Here is a 15,428-nt window from a genome sequence, read left to right as displayed (position 1 = left end):
GTAGCGGCAAACCCGCCTAGCGCTTGAATGGTCACTGCCTGCCGCGCACTGGGCTCGGCTTCTGAAAATAGACATGGCGAATAGCTTTTTTTTGAAAGCGTTGGACAGAAAAAAGCCCGCCTCCGAGTCAATGGGAAGAACGGAGGGAAATGACGTCTAATGAACATTCCCCGGCCGACTTTAAAATGCGTCCGGAGGCGGGGCCTATGGCTAAAGTATTTCCAACTGGCAGACGGCAGTCCGTAAGCCTGATAACCCGCCCGCCCCATCAGTCCAAAAAGGGAATGATGTCGGCGGAGCATAGCACTCCGAGCAAATCGGCTCAACAATTAAGGCCTGCTTAGGGTCACGGCCGGAAATCCTCAGGCCGAGCAAAATCCTTCTGCTAAGGCACTGGTAGCGGACATCAACGGCAGGGTGTCTGGATGGGCTACCCCATTACTTAGCGGAGCCGCTGGAGCGCATCGTCGGACCGAGCGCTCTCACAGCACCATCGCGGCCCCGCGCTCCGCGCGCTCCCGGCGCTGAGGCAGCAGCCAATCGAACTTTCAACAGGATGAGCGCGGGCTTGTGAGACGACGCGGCATGCCTATTTCGATCGTGAACAAGGGGCACCCAATCCAATGCACCACGATTTCACTCATCTGACCGACTACCTTCAACGGCCGGCGCTAGACCCATCGGCCGCTCTTGGTGGCGGAGCGCTGCGGGCTGTACATCTCCACTTCCAGCGCATCGATCCCGGCGCGCTCCAGCGCAGGAGGACGGCTTCGGAAGGCGGAGCAGCGCTGGAGCGGCAGAACGCCGATCTGCGGCGCAAGGTAACCAACCTCGAAGCACAACTCGCTGATGCCGAGTACCGTGCCGCAACTGCCGAAGCCGAACGGCTTCGCGCGGTGGACGGCCTTGCAGCGCTGGAGGCGGAAATCGCCTTGGTTGGACAAGACAACAAGCGCCAAGAGCGATGGGAGCCACTTCGCGCGCTGTGGAAGCAAATTAGCGACTACATCTCGTATGAAGCAGTCTGGGCATGGTGCGCACTCTCCAAGCGGATCATGGAAGCAGAACAGCGCGAACGCGGAGTGTGGTATTGCAAGCCTAGCCGCTTCTGGCAGGAATTCGCGATCTATTCCGCTGAGAATTGTATCGAGCTTCCGCCCCATCTCAAGCTGCGCTGCGAGCGTGCTGGCGCTTAACGCTACTTAAAACCGCGTTGAGGTCCGATCGAAAATCGTGTACCTACGCACGCATTGGCCCCGCCACCCTTGCGCCCGAAGCGCGGTGAGCGGGGTTTTTATTGCCCGCGTGTCCTCTCCGATCGCTGGCCCTGCACCTCAAAAACTCAAATCAGGATCACTCATGACCTTCTTTTCCCGGAAGGGCTCTGCTACTGCGCGCATGCAGGCAGACCCCGAAACGTTGCGCGCCCGTCGCAACGATCTCCAGTCTCAGCACGACGAAGCCACGTCTGCCGTTACCTCGCTCACCGAAGCGCTGCACGCCGCGCTCATCGGCGATGCTCCCCGCGATGAAGCCGAGCAGGTCGAAGCCCGGCTCGCAGATGCAGAGCGCCGTGCCTCTGCGCTCGGCAGTGCAATCGCCGCGCTCGACACGACTATTGCGGAGGTCGAGGAGCAGATCGTGGATGCAGAGCGCCGTCGCGTCGCCCAAGAGCAGGCAGATGCACTCGACGTGGCTTTTGCCGAGTTCGCCGCGAAGATGGATGCGTTCGCTCAAGCTGCCAGCGAGCTTGCTCCGGTCGCCGAACGGCTAAGCGAGAAGCTACTCTCAGCGAAGCGGCTCGCGGTGATCGCGAGAGCTACAGCGACGGAGTTCCCGATCGCAAAGAACGGTCTCGCCGACGAGGCTCGGTATACGAAGGAAATGATCTTGCAGCGTGGCTCCGAAAGGCCCGCACGCGCGGCCTAATTGGTAAGCGCAATCTCCATGGCCGATACCCAACGTCGGCCCATCAGGAAACGTCCATGAAATTAAACAACCTTGAAGGGCGTCGCTTCGCACAGAGCGGAGCTGCGCCCCGAACATTCAATGCCGAGCGACGCACTGTCGATGTTGTCCTAAGCAAAGGCAGCGCCGTACAGCGCAGCTATGGCACTGAGCGACTTCGCATTGCGCCAGATGCCGTTGATCTATCTCGGCTCGAAAGCGCAGGCATTCCGTTGCTCGACTCGCACGCACAGCGAGGCATCAGTAATGCAATCGGCCGCTTCGTTCGCATCTGGTTCGAGGGCGATACCCTGCTCGGCCGCGTCCAGTTCAACGAAACTCCGCAGGGCGAAGCTGCGCTCGGCATGATTGAGCGCGGAGAGATCAGCGCCGTCAGCGTCGGCTATATCGTATCGAGCTGGGAGATCACCGACGCCAAGGGTCGAGTGCTTGATCCTGACGACGACCGTATCCCGCTGGACGGCTCGTTGACCTTTGAGGCAACGCGCTGGCAGGTCTTGGAGGGCTCGCTCGTCTCGGTGCCGGCAGACCCTCAAGCGGTTGTCCGCTCTATTGACGGCACATCGACGCCGCCCGCATTCGGCCCGCTCGCTCGCATGGAGGCAAGGCAGCGAATGATCGACGCGCAGGCATCATCCCCTTCGGTCGCGCGCCAACCGCGATCTCACATCAATCCCGCTGCGAGAGCTGAGAGCCCGCAGCATATCACTCAGGAGAAACCAATGTCCCGTATCCAGATCGTTCGCGATGAGCGCGACGGCGTCGCCGACGCGATGCAGATCGCACTCACCACGCGCATCCTCGCCAGCAGCAGCTTTGACTATCAGGGTCCGAAAGACCGATACGGCAAGGCACACTTCGAGCAGCACAAGGAACAGGCTCGCCAGTACATGGACTTGAGCCTTGTCGAGATGGCCGCTGCGTCCATCGGATATCGCGGGCACACCTTCTCGATGAGCACCGTAGACAAACTCCGGGTATTCGAGCGTGCATTCAATAGCACGTCCGATTTCCCCAGTATCTTCTCGAACGCGCTGAATAAGAGCCTGCTCGCGCGCTACTCGCTCGTGACCCCGACGTACCGCGAACTCGCGGTCGAGCGGCCGTTCAAGGACTTCCGTCCGCATCCGCAGGTTCGCGCTGGCGACTTCCCGCAGTTGCAGGAAGTGCAACAAAACGGCGAGTTGCGCTCCGGCACGTCTGGTGATGCTAGCGAGAATGTCTCGATCACTCCTTACGGCGTGATCTTCACGATCAGCAGGCAAATGTTGGTCAACGACGATCTCGGTGCCATTGACCAAATCTTGGGGTCGGCGGGAGAGACCGTTCTCGTGTTCGAGAACGACACCTTCTTCAAGATGTTCAACAGCAACCCGGTGCTTCTGACCGACAGCACCGCCGTGTTCGCATCCGGTCACGGCAATCTCGCTGGCACCGGGGCGGCTCCGTCCGTTTCCACCGTCAGTGATGCACGGCAGGCGCTTCGCGGCATGAAGTCGCTCTCGGGCAACTTCCTCAACGTGCCACCCGCCTTGATCATCGCCGGTCCTGCGCAGGAAACGGTCATCGATCAGCTCGTCGCATCGATCACGCCGACGCTGGTTGGCTCGGTCAATCCATACGCTGGCAAGCTGCGAGCGATCTCCGATGCGAACATCTCTGACACGTCTTGGTACGTGGCAACGGAGCCGTCTCGCGTGCCTTGTTTCATTTATGGGTTCTTGAATGGGGCAAACGGTCCCCGAACTACGATCCATTCGCCCTTCGGCCTGCAAGGCGTGAAGGTTTCGCTGGAGCATGACTTCGGCGTCGGCGCGATCGACTATCGCGGCTTCTACAAGAACGCTGGCGCGTAACGAGCTGAGTGGCGGCGGGCACCGGCCCGCTGTCGCCCTATCAACGAAAGTCAGGAACATGAAAAACCAGTACCAAGTTCACGGCGACCATATCGACGTGCAGTTGCCGTATAACTGCAATCCCGGCGACGGTGCCCTCATCGGCTCGATGTTCGGCATATGCGCGAACGGTGGTCTCTCCGGCGCGGATGACGTGCTAGTCGTTGCCGGTGTTTACGTGCTCACCAAGCGCAATGCGGAAGCATGGTCGGTAGGCGATGATCTCTATTGGGATAACACCAATCGGTACGTGACGACGACGGCCACCTCCAATACTCTGATCGGTGTTGCAGTCGTCGCGGCAGCGAACCCGTCCGCAACCGGCGTGGTTCGGCTCAACGGGGCATTCACTTAAAATCCCAGCGGTCCAATCAATCGTCGGGTTTCTTTGATCTTTACCGACGACAAACTAGCTGGGTCGCGAGGCGGCGAGCAACGGCGTCCGCCTCGCGCCTTTCTTTTTCAACTGGTCCACCTTGGTCGCTCTCGGGTTGAGGTTGAGGCTTTGCTGTGTCCCTAGTGGGCAACGGAGAGTGACCGCCCTTGGAAGTCGCGCGAGACCGACGAGCTCGCGCGGCTCCCCTTTTTATCGCACCTCCTTCCGGCGCTCGCCCTTCTGCGAGCCGACTGGAATAGCAAGGAGGGGCTGCTTTCCCGCAAGTCGCAGATGTGATTTGATGCAAGCGGCTGACGGCAGGAGGATCGGGTGGCAGAGGGCTCCGTGCAAAGGCGATTGGCGGCGATCCTGGCGGCCGACGTGGTCGGCTATTCTAAGCTTGTTGCCGCTGATGAAACCGCCGCGCTCAGTCAACTTGCGCGGCTGAGGCGAGAGGTTGTCGAGCCCGCGATACACCGACATGAGGGCCGCTTATTCAAAGCAATGGGCGACGGCTTTCTTGCAGAGTTCGCGAGTCCTGTCCGAGCTTTAGAATGCGCCATTGCTATCCAAAATGGAACGACCGGGATGCGGCTGCGTATCGGTATCCACCTTGGCGACGTTGTTGCAGACCAAGACGACCTACTCGGGGATGGGGTCAACCTAGCTGCTAGACTAGAGGGGATAGCCGCGCCGGGCGGCATCACGATCTCCCGCCCGCTCTATGATCAGGTGCGAGACCGAGTTAAGGCCGCGTTCTCCGACAAGGGAGAGGTTAGCCTCAAGAACCTCCCCCGGCCGATACAGGTGTTTTCCGTTCAAACTACTCCTGCACCAGCGGCCACAGCCTATCCGGCACTTCCCGACAAGCCGTCCATTGCTGTCCTGCCGTTTCAAAACATGAGCGGCGACTCCGAGCAGGAGTATTTCGCCGATGGCATGGTTGAGGACATCATTACCGCGTTGTCCCGGTTCACAACCCTCTTTGTGATTGCTCGCAATTCTAGCTTTACATTCAAAGGCAAGCCGGTCGATGTTCGCCAAGTAGGACGCGAACTCGGAGTCCGATATGTCCTTGAAGGCAGCGTCCGCCGATCTGGAGACCGTCTGAGAATCACGGCTCAATTGATCGACGCGGCAATGAATAAGCATGTCTGGGCGGAAAGGCTCGACGGCAGCGCTGGTGACATTTTCGATCTTCAAGATGCGCTGACAGCCAAGATCGTCAACTCAGTATCGCTTTGGGTGGAGAAGGCTGAGCTTGAAAGGGTAAGAATTAAACCCACCGTCGATCTCGATGCGTATGAGCTTTATGTCAAAGGCATGGCCCTGCAAAGATATGAGCGGCGCTTCGAGGAAGCGTATCGTCATTTTGTTCAAGCATTCACCTTGGACCCTGGTTATGCGGCTGCGTATGCGATGGCCGGCTACACACTGTGTTTTCAGCACATCTCGTATGGGTCACCCATACCGCCAGATGTTCGGGCAGAAGCCCTCAGATTGGCGCAGAAGGTAGCTGTTCTGCCTCACGAAGATGCTCATGCCTTGGCAAGAGCGGCACATATCCTATCTTTCATCGGCCAACAGTATGATTTAGCGAAGGAGCTTGTCGATCGGGCTATAGTCCTAAACCCGAGCCACGGCTATTGCTGGATGTCGAGAGGTTGGGTATCGATCAACTATGGTGACGCCGATCTGGCCATTGATTGCTTCACTCGGGTTCTCCGACTTGATCCTCTCGACCCGCATCAAGCGTACGCTTGGACCGGGCTTGCCTGCGCCTACAATTGCCTGGAGCAGTATGAGGCGGGCTTTCAATGGGCACTGAAGGCAGTTGAAGCGCACCCTCTGATGTACACGTTAGCATATTTGGTCATCAATGCAGTACCGGCAGGCCGCACGGCAGAGGCGCGCGATGCGTTTGCAAAGATGCTTCGCATGCGGCCCGATTTGACGGTGCGCGACGCTCTCCAGTTGTGCTTAACGAAGGATACTGATTGGCTTGAGCGCATGGCGCGCACCTTTAGAGAAATTGGATTGCCCGAATGACGGCAGCGCGGCGCTCACGGTTTCCTAAGGGGCGGTTTTGAAACTTTCCAAAGGCAAACCTCTATGTCTAAATTGTTCAACTCTATTGTTTTCGTTGCAGCGGTGGCGTGTCTTGGCTCCGCGTCCGCCGAGACATGCTCCGAAGCGATTGCTCATTGCAAGCAAGACGGTTCAAGGCACCCAGATGCGGACGCAAAATGTACCGCCGCAGGACAGTCCTGCATGAAGACGGGCACTTTTATCGGTCCATACACAGGCAAACTTTGGCGCGGCTTCGTCAAGAAGTGAAGGCTGCTTGCGCGGCTATTCGGACCTGTCGGGTAGCGGGACGAACGTCCATTCCTGTTCGGCATATATCGGCGCGCTCCTGTTCGGTCGTGCCTTTGATCACTCCCACGGCTGCTAGGGACCGGTCGAAGTGCTGACCCGATGCGGCAACATTCACTGGTCAGCATCGCGAGGAGCTTGGGTTGTCTGATACTGCGGACGTACCAGCGTCCGGTGACTAAGGATGGCCCCGGCGTCTATGATGCTGGCGGCCTTTTTGCATCCTGAGTCGATGTGTTGCAGGATAGCTAGTGACACGTACAGCTTGCTTCATCGAGGATTTTCTGATGGTTGGCTGACGTGTAACACTTGCCCTTTGGACTGATGATCTTTCGGTTCTTGAAGTCACAATGCAACGCCTCATCTTTCGAGTAGAGGAGCCTTGCGCCGGAGGCGCGCGCCAAGCCCAAAATGTGAATGTCGTTCGAGGTAACATGAGCCTTGTCTATTTGGTCAGCCGCAGCATTAATTTGCTCTTGTTGGTATTCTGTGAGCTTGCCCGCCAGAAGCCATTGTCTATAGCCGTCTCGTCGGCGTGATCACTTCGCCATTCGGAGTGCCTCCGAGGGTGACGTTCAGGCCGAAAAGACCCGATTGAAATTGGATACTTGATACTGCTGGCTGAGATCTGTTGTTGGTGAAGCTTACGCGAGTCGAGAAGCGGTCCTCAGTGGAGGCAGACATCTCTTTGATAACTGGGTGACGGCGAAGAAATTCTCGGTTTAAGGTGCCGCTATAACTAAACGAAAACTCTTTCGCTCGACCGAAACGACCTCCGCGGAAATGCGCGATTTGATCGTAGGAGCCAAGAAAGAAAGGGTCTTTGTTGAAGGAAGGCTTGGCATCGTCGCGGAATAGATCGAACAAGAAGCGGATGGCGGCCAAGAAAGACGATTTTCCAGCACTATTCTCACCAACCAAAATGTTGATGGGGCGGAATTCTATGTTCTTCACTTCATGGAAGCACCGAAAGTCCGAAATCGATAGTTTCATCTCTGCACTATTTTCTCAGCCGCATCATCCTCTGTCGCTTTGCGGACAGGGGCCATGGCGCAATCCGGCATTGAACCGCAGTCTCGTAAGCCGCGCAAGGTGATCGAGCGCCAACCGCCGATTTGTTTTTGAGGGTGAGCACCCTCAGGCAGGACATGGCGCAGGCTGGGCATAAGGACCGGACTGGTCCCCGAGCTGCTTGACAAGAAATTTAATGTTCGGGACGAACTCCAACCGCGTCCACTGATCTAATTGAGACTTTCTCCGGCGACTTTCGGTCGGTGTAAAGCGCTACTTACGGAGATGCCTGTCCCGGCAACTCGCGGCTCTGCATCGACTGGCGACGATGCGACGACGCCCTATTTTGGTCGCGTGATACCAACTCCATGGGAGACCAAGATGCCATCAATACCGATCGATGAAGCTGAGCTAGTCGTTCGCATGCTCGAAGCGGCCACGGGAGTGAAGCGCCCGAAAGGGAAGACACACAAGGAAGCGATTGACACGGTCACCCCGGTTATCCGCGAGCAAATCCTCAGAATGTCACGTGCCGCCATGCTGTACTTTGTAGAACAGGTAGAGTGCTCATCAAGAGGGACGGTACATTGAGAGCCGGTGGCTCAACTTCGCTTCACGGCTTTTCCCTCCCGAAAGCCCGACGCCACCCATCGGCCAAGCCACAGAACGATGTAGGCCACTAGCCACGCCAGAATGAGTGGGCCGAATGTATAGATCGCGTTTTCGACGTTTATGCCAGTGCTTGTTACGTCGCGACTCCAATCGGCGTGGAACTGCCGATTGCATTGATCCCAATCGGTGTCCTTGGGCATGGTCCCATCATCTTGGATGGAGTGCATCTTGAGGCATAGCTGATGGTTTGAAGTCGCGAAGTGACTTATTCTTCTATTACGATGCTGCGCGTCCAGAGGCCGCCAACTATCACCCATAGGACGCTCGCGATAATACCAAGCCGTTTGACACCCTTGTTCATTGCCCTTCTCCCTGCAAGCCGCTCGCTCAAGACACACGATGCCGATAGCCTCAGGCGGCGGGACTTGGCAATAAGGAATCCGTGCGGATCATTGCCCATCCATCTCATCGCGGAGCAACTCGAACATCTTGCGCACGTCGCTCAGCCGGAGCTTTTTGTCCCCCGGCCTGAGATGCTGACTAAGGCGATGGAGCTGCCTCGCTGCGATCTCATCCTTTTTCAGCTCGGTCTCGGCCGCGAAGTACGCTCGCATGTCAGCGACGAACTTCTGTCCTGATCCGAGTGGCAGCTCTATCGGCTTGCGTGTCATTGGGTTGGGATGCTCTCAGTTCTAACCACGGGACAGCCGCAGGCGCTCAGCCCGACTTTAACGGCACTCCAGCCTCCTGACGAGCTTTGGCGAGAGCCCCCGCGTTTGCATCGGGTCCGGCTCAACGCTCTCACGAGGCTGCCTGAGTCATCTAGCGAAATCTCAAACCTCCGTCGTTCCCAAACCCGCTCTGGAGGTGTATGATCTACTCGCTACTTTGAGCTGCCGTCGAGGATGTGCCGAAATCTGGAGGCAGCGACAAAAGCCATCGGCAGGCAGCGCGGCTGTTCTCAGCCAAGCGACTTTTTCGGGCTATTGCCCTCGATTGATTATGCCAAAGCAACTCGATTGCAGGAGTAATTCAATGGGAAAGCGCTTTATCTTGATTACTGCGGCTTCCATACTGTTGATCAGCGCGTGCGGAATTGCGCAGTCGGAGCCGATCGGACGGTATGAATGCAACATTGTTGGAGCGGCCAGCCAAGACCCCATCGGTGATCACGATGGGCATCGGATCGTGGGCACGCAATATGCCTGCGCCGGTGTCGAGGGGCTCCTGAAAGGAGCGCTATACACCGGAAGTTCGACCAGTGAATGGGACGGCCCTAAAGGCCGGTACCTAAACGGGATCGGAATGCTGCGCTCACCCAATGGGATTGGGGTCACGCTCGTCACGGAAGGCGTCGGCTCGGTGGTGATGAAAGACGGCAAACCAGTCGGAAGCGAAAGCACCGGTAAGGCAGTCTATCAATTCGCGACCGGCATATTTGCGCCGCTCTCCGGAAAGGCGGTCAAATGGGCAGTTCAACCCGCAGGCTTCAATCGGTTCAGCCTCGAAGTCATGACCGACAACGAAGTAACCACTGCCGCCGCAAAGCAGTAAATCTTCTTGTGGATGTCGTTGTGGCTCCCCGTCTTGAGAGATATTCGAGACGGGGGGCTACGCTGGCGGGCGGTCCGGAAGCGCGTCGGCGCATGGACGCACGCCGACGATCCGTGCCGACCTCACTTGTGCGCCTCTGCAATCGGGCGTTTGCCTGAGGCAATTTTAAATGCGATAGGAAGCCTTAGACCATCGGCTGACCTGTAGACGCTGGCACAACGCTCGAACGCGGTTCGGATCAAGTCTTGGGTCGCCTGATCCTGCTTCCTAATAACAGCGCCCGTCAAAACTAGGCTTCCTAAACCGCCTCGCCAAAGGGTTTCCGTGTCGGAAACGGTGTAGGTCGCAGTATGCTCAGTAACCGTCACCTCCCCAAGGCCCACTCCCTCTAGCAAGCGGTGCAGTTCGCTTGAGTTGGAAAAGCGAAATACATTGTGTCCCTGCGGCACATCCAGAGTTGCTGATACACCGACCTCCGCAATAGCGTCGCGGAATATACCTTGAATGCGCTGGCGCGACGGTTCATCCCACCAAGCAAAAGCAATGCGTCCAGAGGGCAATAATGTTCGTACGCACTCAGAGGCGGCGACCTCCGGTCGAGGAAAATGCCCAAGACCGAAAGCGCAGACGACTGCGTCAAACGTGTGATCGGGAAATGGGAGGTGTTCTACGTCGGCCTCCCGAAATTCAATGGTTGGGTACAGCCGTTGCGCTAGTTCGATCATGCGCGGGGACAAGTCAACGCCGACCGGCCGTGCGCCGCGATTTGCTGCTTGGGCCGTTAGAACACCCGGCCCACTCGCCACGTCCAGTAAGCGTATGCCCTCGCGCAAGCGGACTGCGTCAAAAAGTGGATCGGTAGCTAGAGAGGTCACGGCCGCAAAGAATGCGTGATAGCTCTGCGCCAACGCATCATGACCTTTGCGTTCAAACGCTCGCAGCCGTTCGGCCTCGCTGCTCGACAGTTCTGCTGGAGCCATATCCCACCCGAACTCAAGACTGCGCAAGACTAGCAGTTCGAGGGCTCTGGCGCACCCGATATATATGTCGGAAATCACGTCAGCGTCAGCGCGGCTTCCTGAGAGGCTTTAGACGCCACTTCGGAGTTTGCCCCCCATGAAGCTCGACATTTCCTCCACGCGGCGCTCTGTGTCATCTGGCAGGCATCCGCTCGCCCCGTGCCCAAGCCGCATACTTCCGCTCCGTCCAATCCCGCTGCTCCCGCCATTCATCGAAGTCGGCTTCCGTCCGCTTGGACAGGAACACCGCCCATGCTTTGAGGAAGTCGTCGCGAGCCTGCTCGAAGCTCCCGGCGCTGCCGTTGCTACACTCACCGGGCTCGCTGCCCGGATAGAACCCGCACTGCCATTGCCAGCAAGGCCCCGCGCTGGGGTTGCCAACCGCCTTGGCGATCGTACCGACATGCACATCTCCGTACATAATACGCCAGCATTCCTCTCGGTACGGATCAGGTCGGCGTGTCAGGATGGGCATAGCGCGTTGATTACAGCGCTGGAGATCGCGGATCGCAATCCACGACCCATTGGGAATGCTTGTGGGCTACCCCCATTGCCTAGGTCAAGGGCGAGCCGGAAGGGCTGACAAAGGCCACGGTGGTCGGCTATCAGTGCAGGGAACCCTTGGCACTATGTCAATCGGAGCCTGCCCGTGAGCGCGATGAACTTAGACGGCTTTATCCGCAGCGGAGCGCACCACATGCAAGTCAGGGTCTATTTTGAGGACACTGATTTCAGCCAGATCGTATATCACGCCAACTATCTCCGCTTCATGGAGCGCGGCCGGACGAACTACCTACGTCTCTTGGGGACTGATCATCGCGAGCTATTCGAGGAGGGCGGGAGCGGCTTCGCCTTCGTCGTGCGTTCGATGAAGATCGACTACTTCAAGCCTGCCTACATGGACGACGTGATAGACGTGATCACGGCTCCTGAGGAGGTGAGGGGGGCATCGATCACCTTGCACCAGCAATGCAAGCGCGGTGTTGACCTGTTGGTGGAGGCCTACGTCCGCGTGGCATTCGTCTCGGGTGGAAAAGCGCAGCGCATTCCCAAGTATCTGAGGGACGCCATGGAGGCGGGAACGCTGCCTTCTCCCAGCGGTTGAAACGAAAGAGGCCGCCAACTGAGGCGGCCTTACTCTTTGTCCTCAGTCCAACTGCGTTCGCCGCACTGACACTCGAACGTGCGTACGATAAGGCCGCGCAACGGGTCCAACATCCTGTGAGCCAAGCGGGGCTGCGCACCGCACTTGCACCGCTGCTCTTCCCGGGTTTTCGGTCCTGAAAACTTATCGCTGCTAAAAAAGTTCACGGGAATCACCCTGCCAAAGGTGATCTGATAAGTACCAAAGTGGACATTTGTTCCAAGAACTATTCCGGGGCCTGCAAGCCGGGGGACTTTATCCAGTCATTAATGTGAGAACCGGTCTCCGCGATCCTCGCCCGTCTGAGCAAGTCGTCTCTGGCCTTCCCGGCAGGCAGTTGAGCGGCTTGTTCTTTGAGTTTGATGGCCTGTTCAGCCATCCTCACTTCCAGAGATCGAGTTTGCTTTACGTGGCGGCGCTCGGTCATTGCGGCACTCCAAAAGCCCCACCGTTAACGTTCCGGTAGAGGAACGGTTCGGGCCGCACAGATCAAATTAGGCCACACGAGAACCGATTGAGAACGGGCGGAGCCCCTGCGTCGGGAGGTTTTTGGTTCTCTGGACCGGCCTGTGCTGTGCTGCATCCCTTAGGCGGCCTGTTTCCAACGTCCGAGGGCTATCAGCGGCCTGTCCATGTTACGATTTGGCGGACCAGTGTTTTCCGGCATCGTCTATCACGCCAATTATCTGCGCTACATGGAGCGTGGACGGACCAATCATCTGCGGCTGATGGGCGCCGAGCAGCAGGCTCTGTTCGACCAGCCCGAGACCGAAGGCGCCGGCTTCGCCTTCGTCGTGCGCTCGATGCATCTCGACTTTCTCAAGCCCGCGCGGATGGACGATGTGCTCGACGTCGTAACCTGGCCGGTTGCGGTGAAGGGGGCATCGATCCTGCTGGCGCAGGAGGTGCGGCGCGGCGAGGACGTGCTGGTCAAGGCGGAGGTGCGTGTCGCCTTCATCAGCGGTGGCCGCGCGCAGCCGATCCCGAAGTCGATCCGCACTCTGATGAAGGCCGATCTGATTTCGTGATTGCCCGATAGGCGATCGCCTCTCGACTCCATCGCGTGCAGGGATAGATTGCGGCCCCGCAACCCGATGAGGCCCCCATGTCGCGCCCGCCACTTCCGCCCTTCACCCGAGAGACCGCCGCGCAGAAAGCGCGCATGGCCGAGGATGCCTGGAATTCGCGCGATCCGGTGCGCGTTTCGCTCGCCTATACCGAGGACAGCCGGTGGCGCAATCGCTCGGAAGTGTTCCAGGGCCGCGAGGCCATCGTCGCGTTCCTCACCCGTAAATGGGAGAAGGAGCAGGATTATCGCCTGATCAAGGATCTCTGGGCCTTCGACGAGAGCCGCATCGCGGTGCGCTTCCAGTACGAATGGCACGACGCAAGCGGCCAGTGGTATCGCTCCTACGGCAACGAGCAATGGGAGTTCGACGAGCACGGCCTGATGCGCCGGCGCGAGGCGTCAATCAACGACATCGCGATTGCGGAGAAGGATCGCCGGTTTCACTGGCCGGCGCCCGGGCCGCGGCCGGCGGACGTGCCAGGGCTGGGGACGGAACCGTTTTGAGATGCCTTCCTCTCCCTCTCCCCGTTCTTACGGGGAGAGGGTTGGGGTGAGGGGCTTTCACCGCGCAAATGATGGCAGCGAGACCTGCGGAGGCTCCCCCTCACCCGGATCGCAAGAGCGATCCGACCTCTCCCCGCAAGCGGGGCGAGGTGAAACTCAGCGCTTCGCCAGGAACCTGGTAATCGCTCCACCAAGCTTCGCGTTATCGAGCGGCTGCGCCAGTGAATCCCGGGCGGTGGCAACAACATCCTCCGGCGCCTTGCCGTCGCGCAGCTCGCAGCACACCTGGGCAAATCCCACGTCGAACTCCGGGTGCGGCTGCACCGTCAGCGTTGCGCCGTTGGCGTAGAGCAGGCCGGCATGCGGGGTGAATTCGGATGAGAGGATCGTCAGCGCATCATCAGGCGCCTCTATCACCTGGTCCTGATGCGAGCAGGCGATGGCAACCGCTTCGCCGTCGACGACACCGTTCTCGGGCAGCACCTGATAGACATGCCGGCCGATGCCCCAGCCCTTGTCGGACTTGCGCACGGTGCCGCCGAGCGCCTGCGCGATCAACTGATGGCCAAAGCAGACACCGACCATCGGCGTCTTGTTGGCATAGGCACTACGGACGAAATCTTCCAGCGGCGCGATCCAGTCGAGCCCGTCATAGACGCCCGCAGCAGCGCCGGTGATCAGCACGGCCTCAAGCTTGGACGGATCGGGCAGCGCATCGCCGTTCGGGATGCTGACGACGTCGACCTCCGCGGTCGGATCCTCGGCGCGGACCATGCGCTCGAACATGTCCGGAAAGGAGCCATGCTGCTCGCGATATTTTGGTGGGACCTGCCCGGTCTCGATGATGGTGATGCGTGCCATATGCCCCTCAGGTCAAAGGTAAGCTCAGTCGCTTCCTGCCCCATCTTGCTGGTGTGGCGCTGCGCGCGCCAGAAGCGCGCTCTCCTTGCGGATTTCGCCGAGAAAGGCTTTCGCCAGACGCGACAGCGGTTCGGCCTCCGACCATAGCATATAGGCGACCGCGCGTGTCGTCGGTATGAACGGACGGACCACAAGGCCGTGCCCGCCGTTCTGCCGCGGCGAGAAGGGGTCGACCACGGCGGCGCCGACGCCGGCGGCTGCGAGCACGCAGGCCGTATTGCAATAGCGCACCTCGACGCTCGGCTGGAACGGCGCGCCGGCGCGCGCAAAACTGTCGCGCACGGCCTCTCCAAGCCGCGTGCCGCGTTCGAGCCCGATGAAGGGCAGGCCGGAGAGATCAGAGGCTGAGATAACAGGCTTGCCTGCGAGCGGATGCTGCGGCGGCAGCACGCAGACCATCTCGCCGGTGTGCACCACTTCATGCGCGATACCCGGGTGATGCGTTAGCCCAAGCGCGAAGCCGAGCTCGGCGACGCGGCTGAGCACGCCTTCGATGATGCCCTCGTAGCGCCGCACGTCGAAGAACACGCGCGTCTCCGGGCGGCGGCGCAGGAAGCCGGACAGCGCGGAAGGAATGATGCTGTAGGCGAGCGGCGGCGTCGCCACGATGGCGAGATGTCCGGCGCGGTTTTCGCGCAGATCGCGCACGCGGTTCTCGAGCTTGGCGTGAAGCGCGAAGATTGCCTCGCTCTCCTTGTAGAGCGCCATCGCCTCTGCAGTGGGAAACAGCCGGTTGTTGACGCGCTCGAACAGTGCAAAGCCCGCCTGCGCCTCCATCGTCTTCAGCGCGTTGCTGACTGCCGGCTGCGACAGGGCCAGCTCGTCGGCCGCCGCCACCGTAGTGCGGTGGCGGATGACGGCACGCAGGATCTCGAGCTGGCGCAGGTTCATATCACTAGCATTTATATTCTGGGCCAAAAGATCATAGCACGATGAATTGCATTTGCAGCCCGCCTTGCGCCTAATGCCTCAGGATTTG

At 59.2% G+C, this 15,428-nt stretch carries 16 protein-coding genes; 10 read left to right on the top strand and 6 right to left on the bottom strand.

The genetic code is table 11. The annotated features are described in order from the left end of the window. The first annotated feature begins 623 nt into the window (after positions 1 to 623). From L6637_RS17460 to L6637_RS17440, 5 genes are all read left to right on the top strand, one after another. Positions 624 to 1,196 carry a hypothetical protein gene (locus tag L6637_RS17460; RefSeq protein WP_237871585.1) on the top strand — a complete coding sequence of 191 codons (573 nt, stop codon included), beginning with the start codon at positions 624 to 626 and terminating at the stop codon, positions 1,194 to 1,196. A 163-nt stretch (positions 1,197 to 1,359) separates the two neighbouring features. Further along, on the top strand, positions 1,360 to 1,929 hold the full coding sequence (locus L6637_RS17455; RefSeq protein WP_237871583.1) for a hypothetical protein: 570 nt from the start codon (positions 1,360 to 1,362) through the stop codon (positions 1,927 to 1,929). A gap of 56 nt (positions 1,930 to 1,985) precedes the next feature. Continuing rightward, positions 1,986 to 3,824 (top strand): phage major capsid protein, encoded by a 1,839-nt coding sequence (locus L6637_RS17450; protein WP_237871581.1) that lies wholly within the window; start codon positions 1,986 to 1,988, stop codon positions 3,822 to 3,824. 58 nt (positions 3,825 to 3,882) lie between these two features. Continuing rightward, complete coding sequence (locus tag L6637_RS17445) at positions 3,883 to 4,218, top strand: DUF2190 family protein (protein WP_237871579.1); 336 nt, start codon at positions 3,883 to 3,885, stop codon at positions 4,216 to 4,218. A 351-nt stretch (positions 4,219 to 4,569) separates the two neighbouring features. Further along, on the top strand, positions 4,570 to 6,288 hold the full coding sequence (locus L6637_RS17440) for an adenylate/guanylate cyclase domain-containing protein (RefSeq protein WP_237871577.1): 1,719 nt from the start codon (positions 4,570 to 4,572) through the stop codon (positions 6,286 to 6,288). A gap of 843 nt (positions 6,289 to 7,131) precedes the next feature. Here L6637_RS17440 and L6637_RS17435 read toward each other — a convergent pair. Then, on the bottom strand, positions 7,132 to 7,608 hold the full coding sequence (locus tag L6637_RS17435) for an AAA family ATPase (RefSeq protein WP_237871575.1): 477 nt from the start codon (positions 7,606 to 7,608) through the stop codon (positions 7,132 to 7,134). A gap of 399 nt (positions 7,609 to 8,007) precedes the next feature. On the opposite strand from L6637_RS17435, the gene L6637_RS17430 reads away from it, so the two are divergent. Further along, a complete protein-coding gene (locus L6637_RS17430) occupies positions 8,008 to 8,217 on the top strand; it encodes a hypothetical protein (RefSeq protein ID WP_237871573.1) in 210 nt (69 codons plus the stop codon). 470 nt (positions 8,218 to 8,687) lie between these two features. Here the strand turns inward: L6637_RS17430 and L6637_RS17425 are convergent, their stop codons facing one another. Beyond that, entirely contained in the window at positions 8,688 to 8,909 is a 222-nt protein-coding gene (locus L6637_RS17425) for a hypothetical protein (RefSeq protein WP_237871571.1), read from the bottom strand. 364 nt (positions 8,910 to 9,273) lie between these two features. On the opposite strand from L6637_RS17425, the gene L6637_RS17420 reads away from it, so the two are divergent. Further along, entirely contained in the window at positions 9,274 to 9,792 is a 519-nt protein-coding gene (locus tag L6637_RS17420) for a hypothetical protein (RefSeq protein ID WP_237871569.1), read from the top strand. A 122-nt stretch (positions 9,793 to 9,914) separates the two neighbouring features. On the opposite strand, the gene L6637_RS17415 is transcribed toward L6637_RS17420, so the two are convergent. Beyond that, positions 9,915 to 10,772 carry a class I SAM-dependent methyltransferase gene (locus L6637_RS17415; protein WP_237871567.1) on the bottom strand — a complete coding sequence of 286 codons (858 nt, stop codon included), beginning with the start codon at positions 10,770 to 10,772 and terminating at the stop codon, positions 9,915 to 9,917. Between the two features lie 697 nt (positions 10,773 to 11,469). Here L6637_RS17415 and ybgC point away from each other — a divergent pair. Further along, entirely contained in the window at positions 11,470 to 11,916 is a 447-nt protein-coding gene (ybgC, locus tag L6637_RS17410; protein ID WP_237871691.1) for a tol-pal system-associated acyl-CoA thioesterase, read from the top strand. A gap of 265 nt (positions 11,917 to 12,181) precedes the next feature. On the opposite strand, the gene L6637_RS17405 is transcribed toward ybgC, so the two are convergent. Beyond that, entirely contained in the window at positions 12,182 to 12,382 is a 201-nt protein-coding gene (locus L6637_RS17405; protein ID WP_237871565.1) for a hypothetical protein, read from the bottom strand. Positions 12,383 to 12,587: 205 nt separating this feature from the next. Between L6637_RS17405 and L6637_RS17400 the strand changes: the two genes are divergently transcribed. Next, on the top strand, positions 12,588 to 12,983 hold the full coding sequence (locus L6637_RS17400; protein WP_237871563.1) for a YbgC/FadM family acyl-CoA thioesterase: 396 nt from the start codon (positions 12,588 to 12,590) through the stop codon (positions 12,981 to 12,983). 77 nt (positions 12,984 to 13,060) lie between these two features. Then, a complete protein-coding gene (locus L6637_RS17395) occupies positions 13,061 to 13,528 on the top strand; it encodes a nuclear transport factor 2 family protein (RefSeq protein ID WP_237871561.1) in 468 nt (155 codons plus the stop codon). 156 nt (positions 13,529 to 13,684) lie between these two features. Here the strand turns inward: L6637_RS17395 and L6637_RS17390 are convergent, their stop codons facing one another. Together L6637_RS17390 and L6637_RS17385 are read right to left on the bottom strand one after the other, a co-directional pair. Then, a complete protein-coding gene (locus tag L6637_RS17390; RefSeq protein WP_237863018.1) occupies positions 13,685 to 14,389 on the bottom strand; it encodes a type 1 glutamine amidotransferase in 705 nt (234 codons plus the stop codon). 24 nt (positions 14,390 to 14,413) lie between these two features. Next, a complete protein-coding gene (locus L6637_RS17385) occupies positions 14,414 to 15,340 on the bottom strand; it encodes a LysR family transcriptional regulator (RefSeq protein WP_237871560.1) in 927 nt (308 codons plus the stop codon). Positions 15,341 to 15,428 lie beyond the last annotated feature (88 nt).

Source organism: Bradyrhizobium zhengyangense, assembly GCF_022012435.1.
Lineage (GTDB): Bacteria > Pseudomonadota > Alphaproteobacteria > Rhizobiales > Xanthobacteraceae > Bradyrhizobium > Bradyrhizobium zhengyangense.
This window is presented reverse-complemented; position numbering and strand designations above follow the sequence as displayed.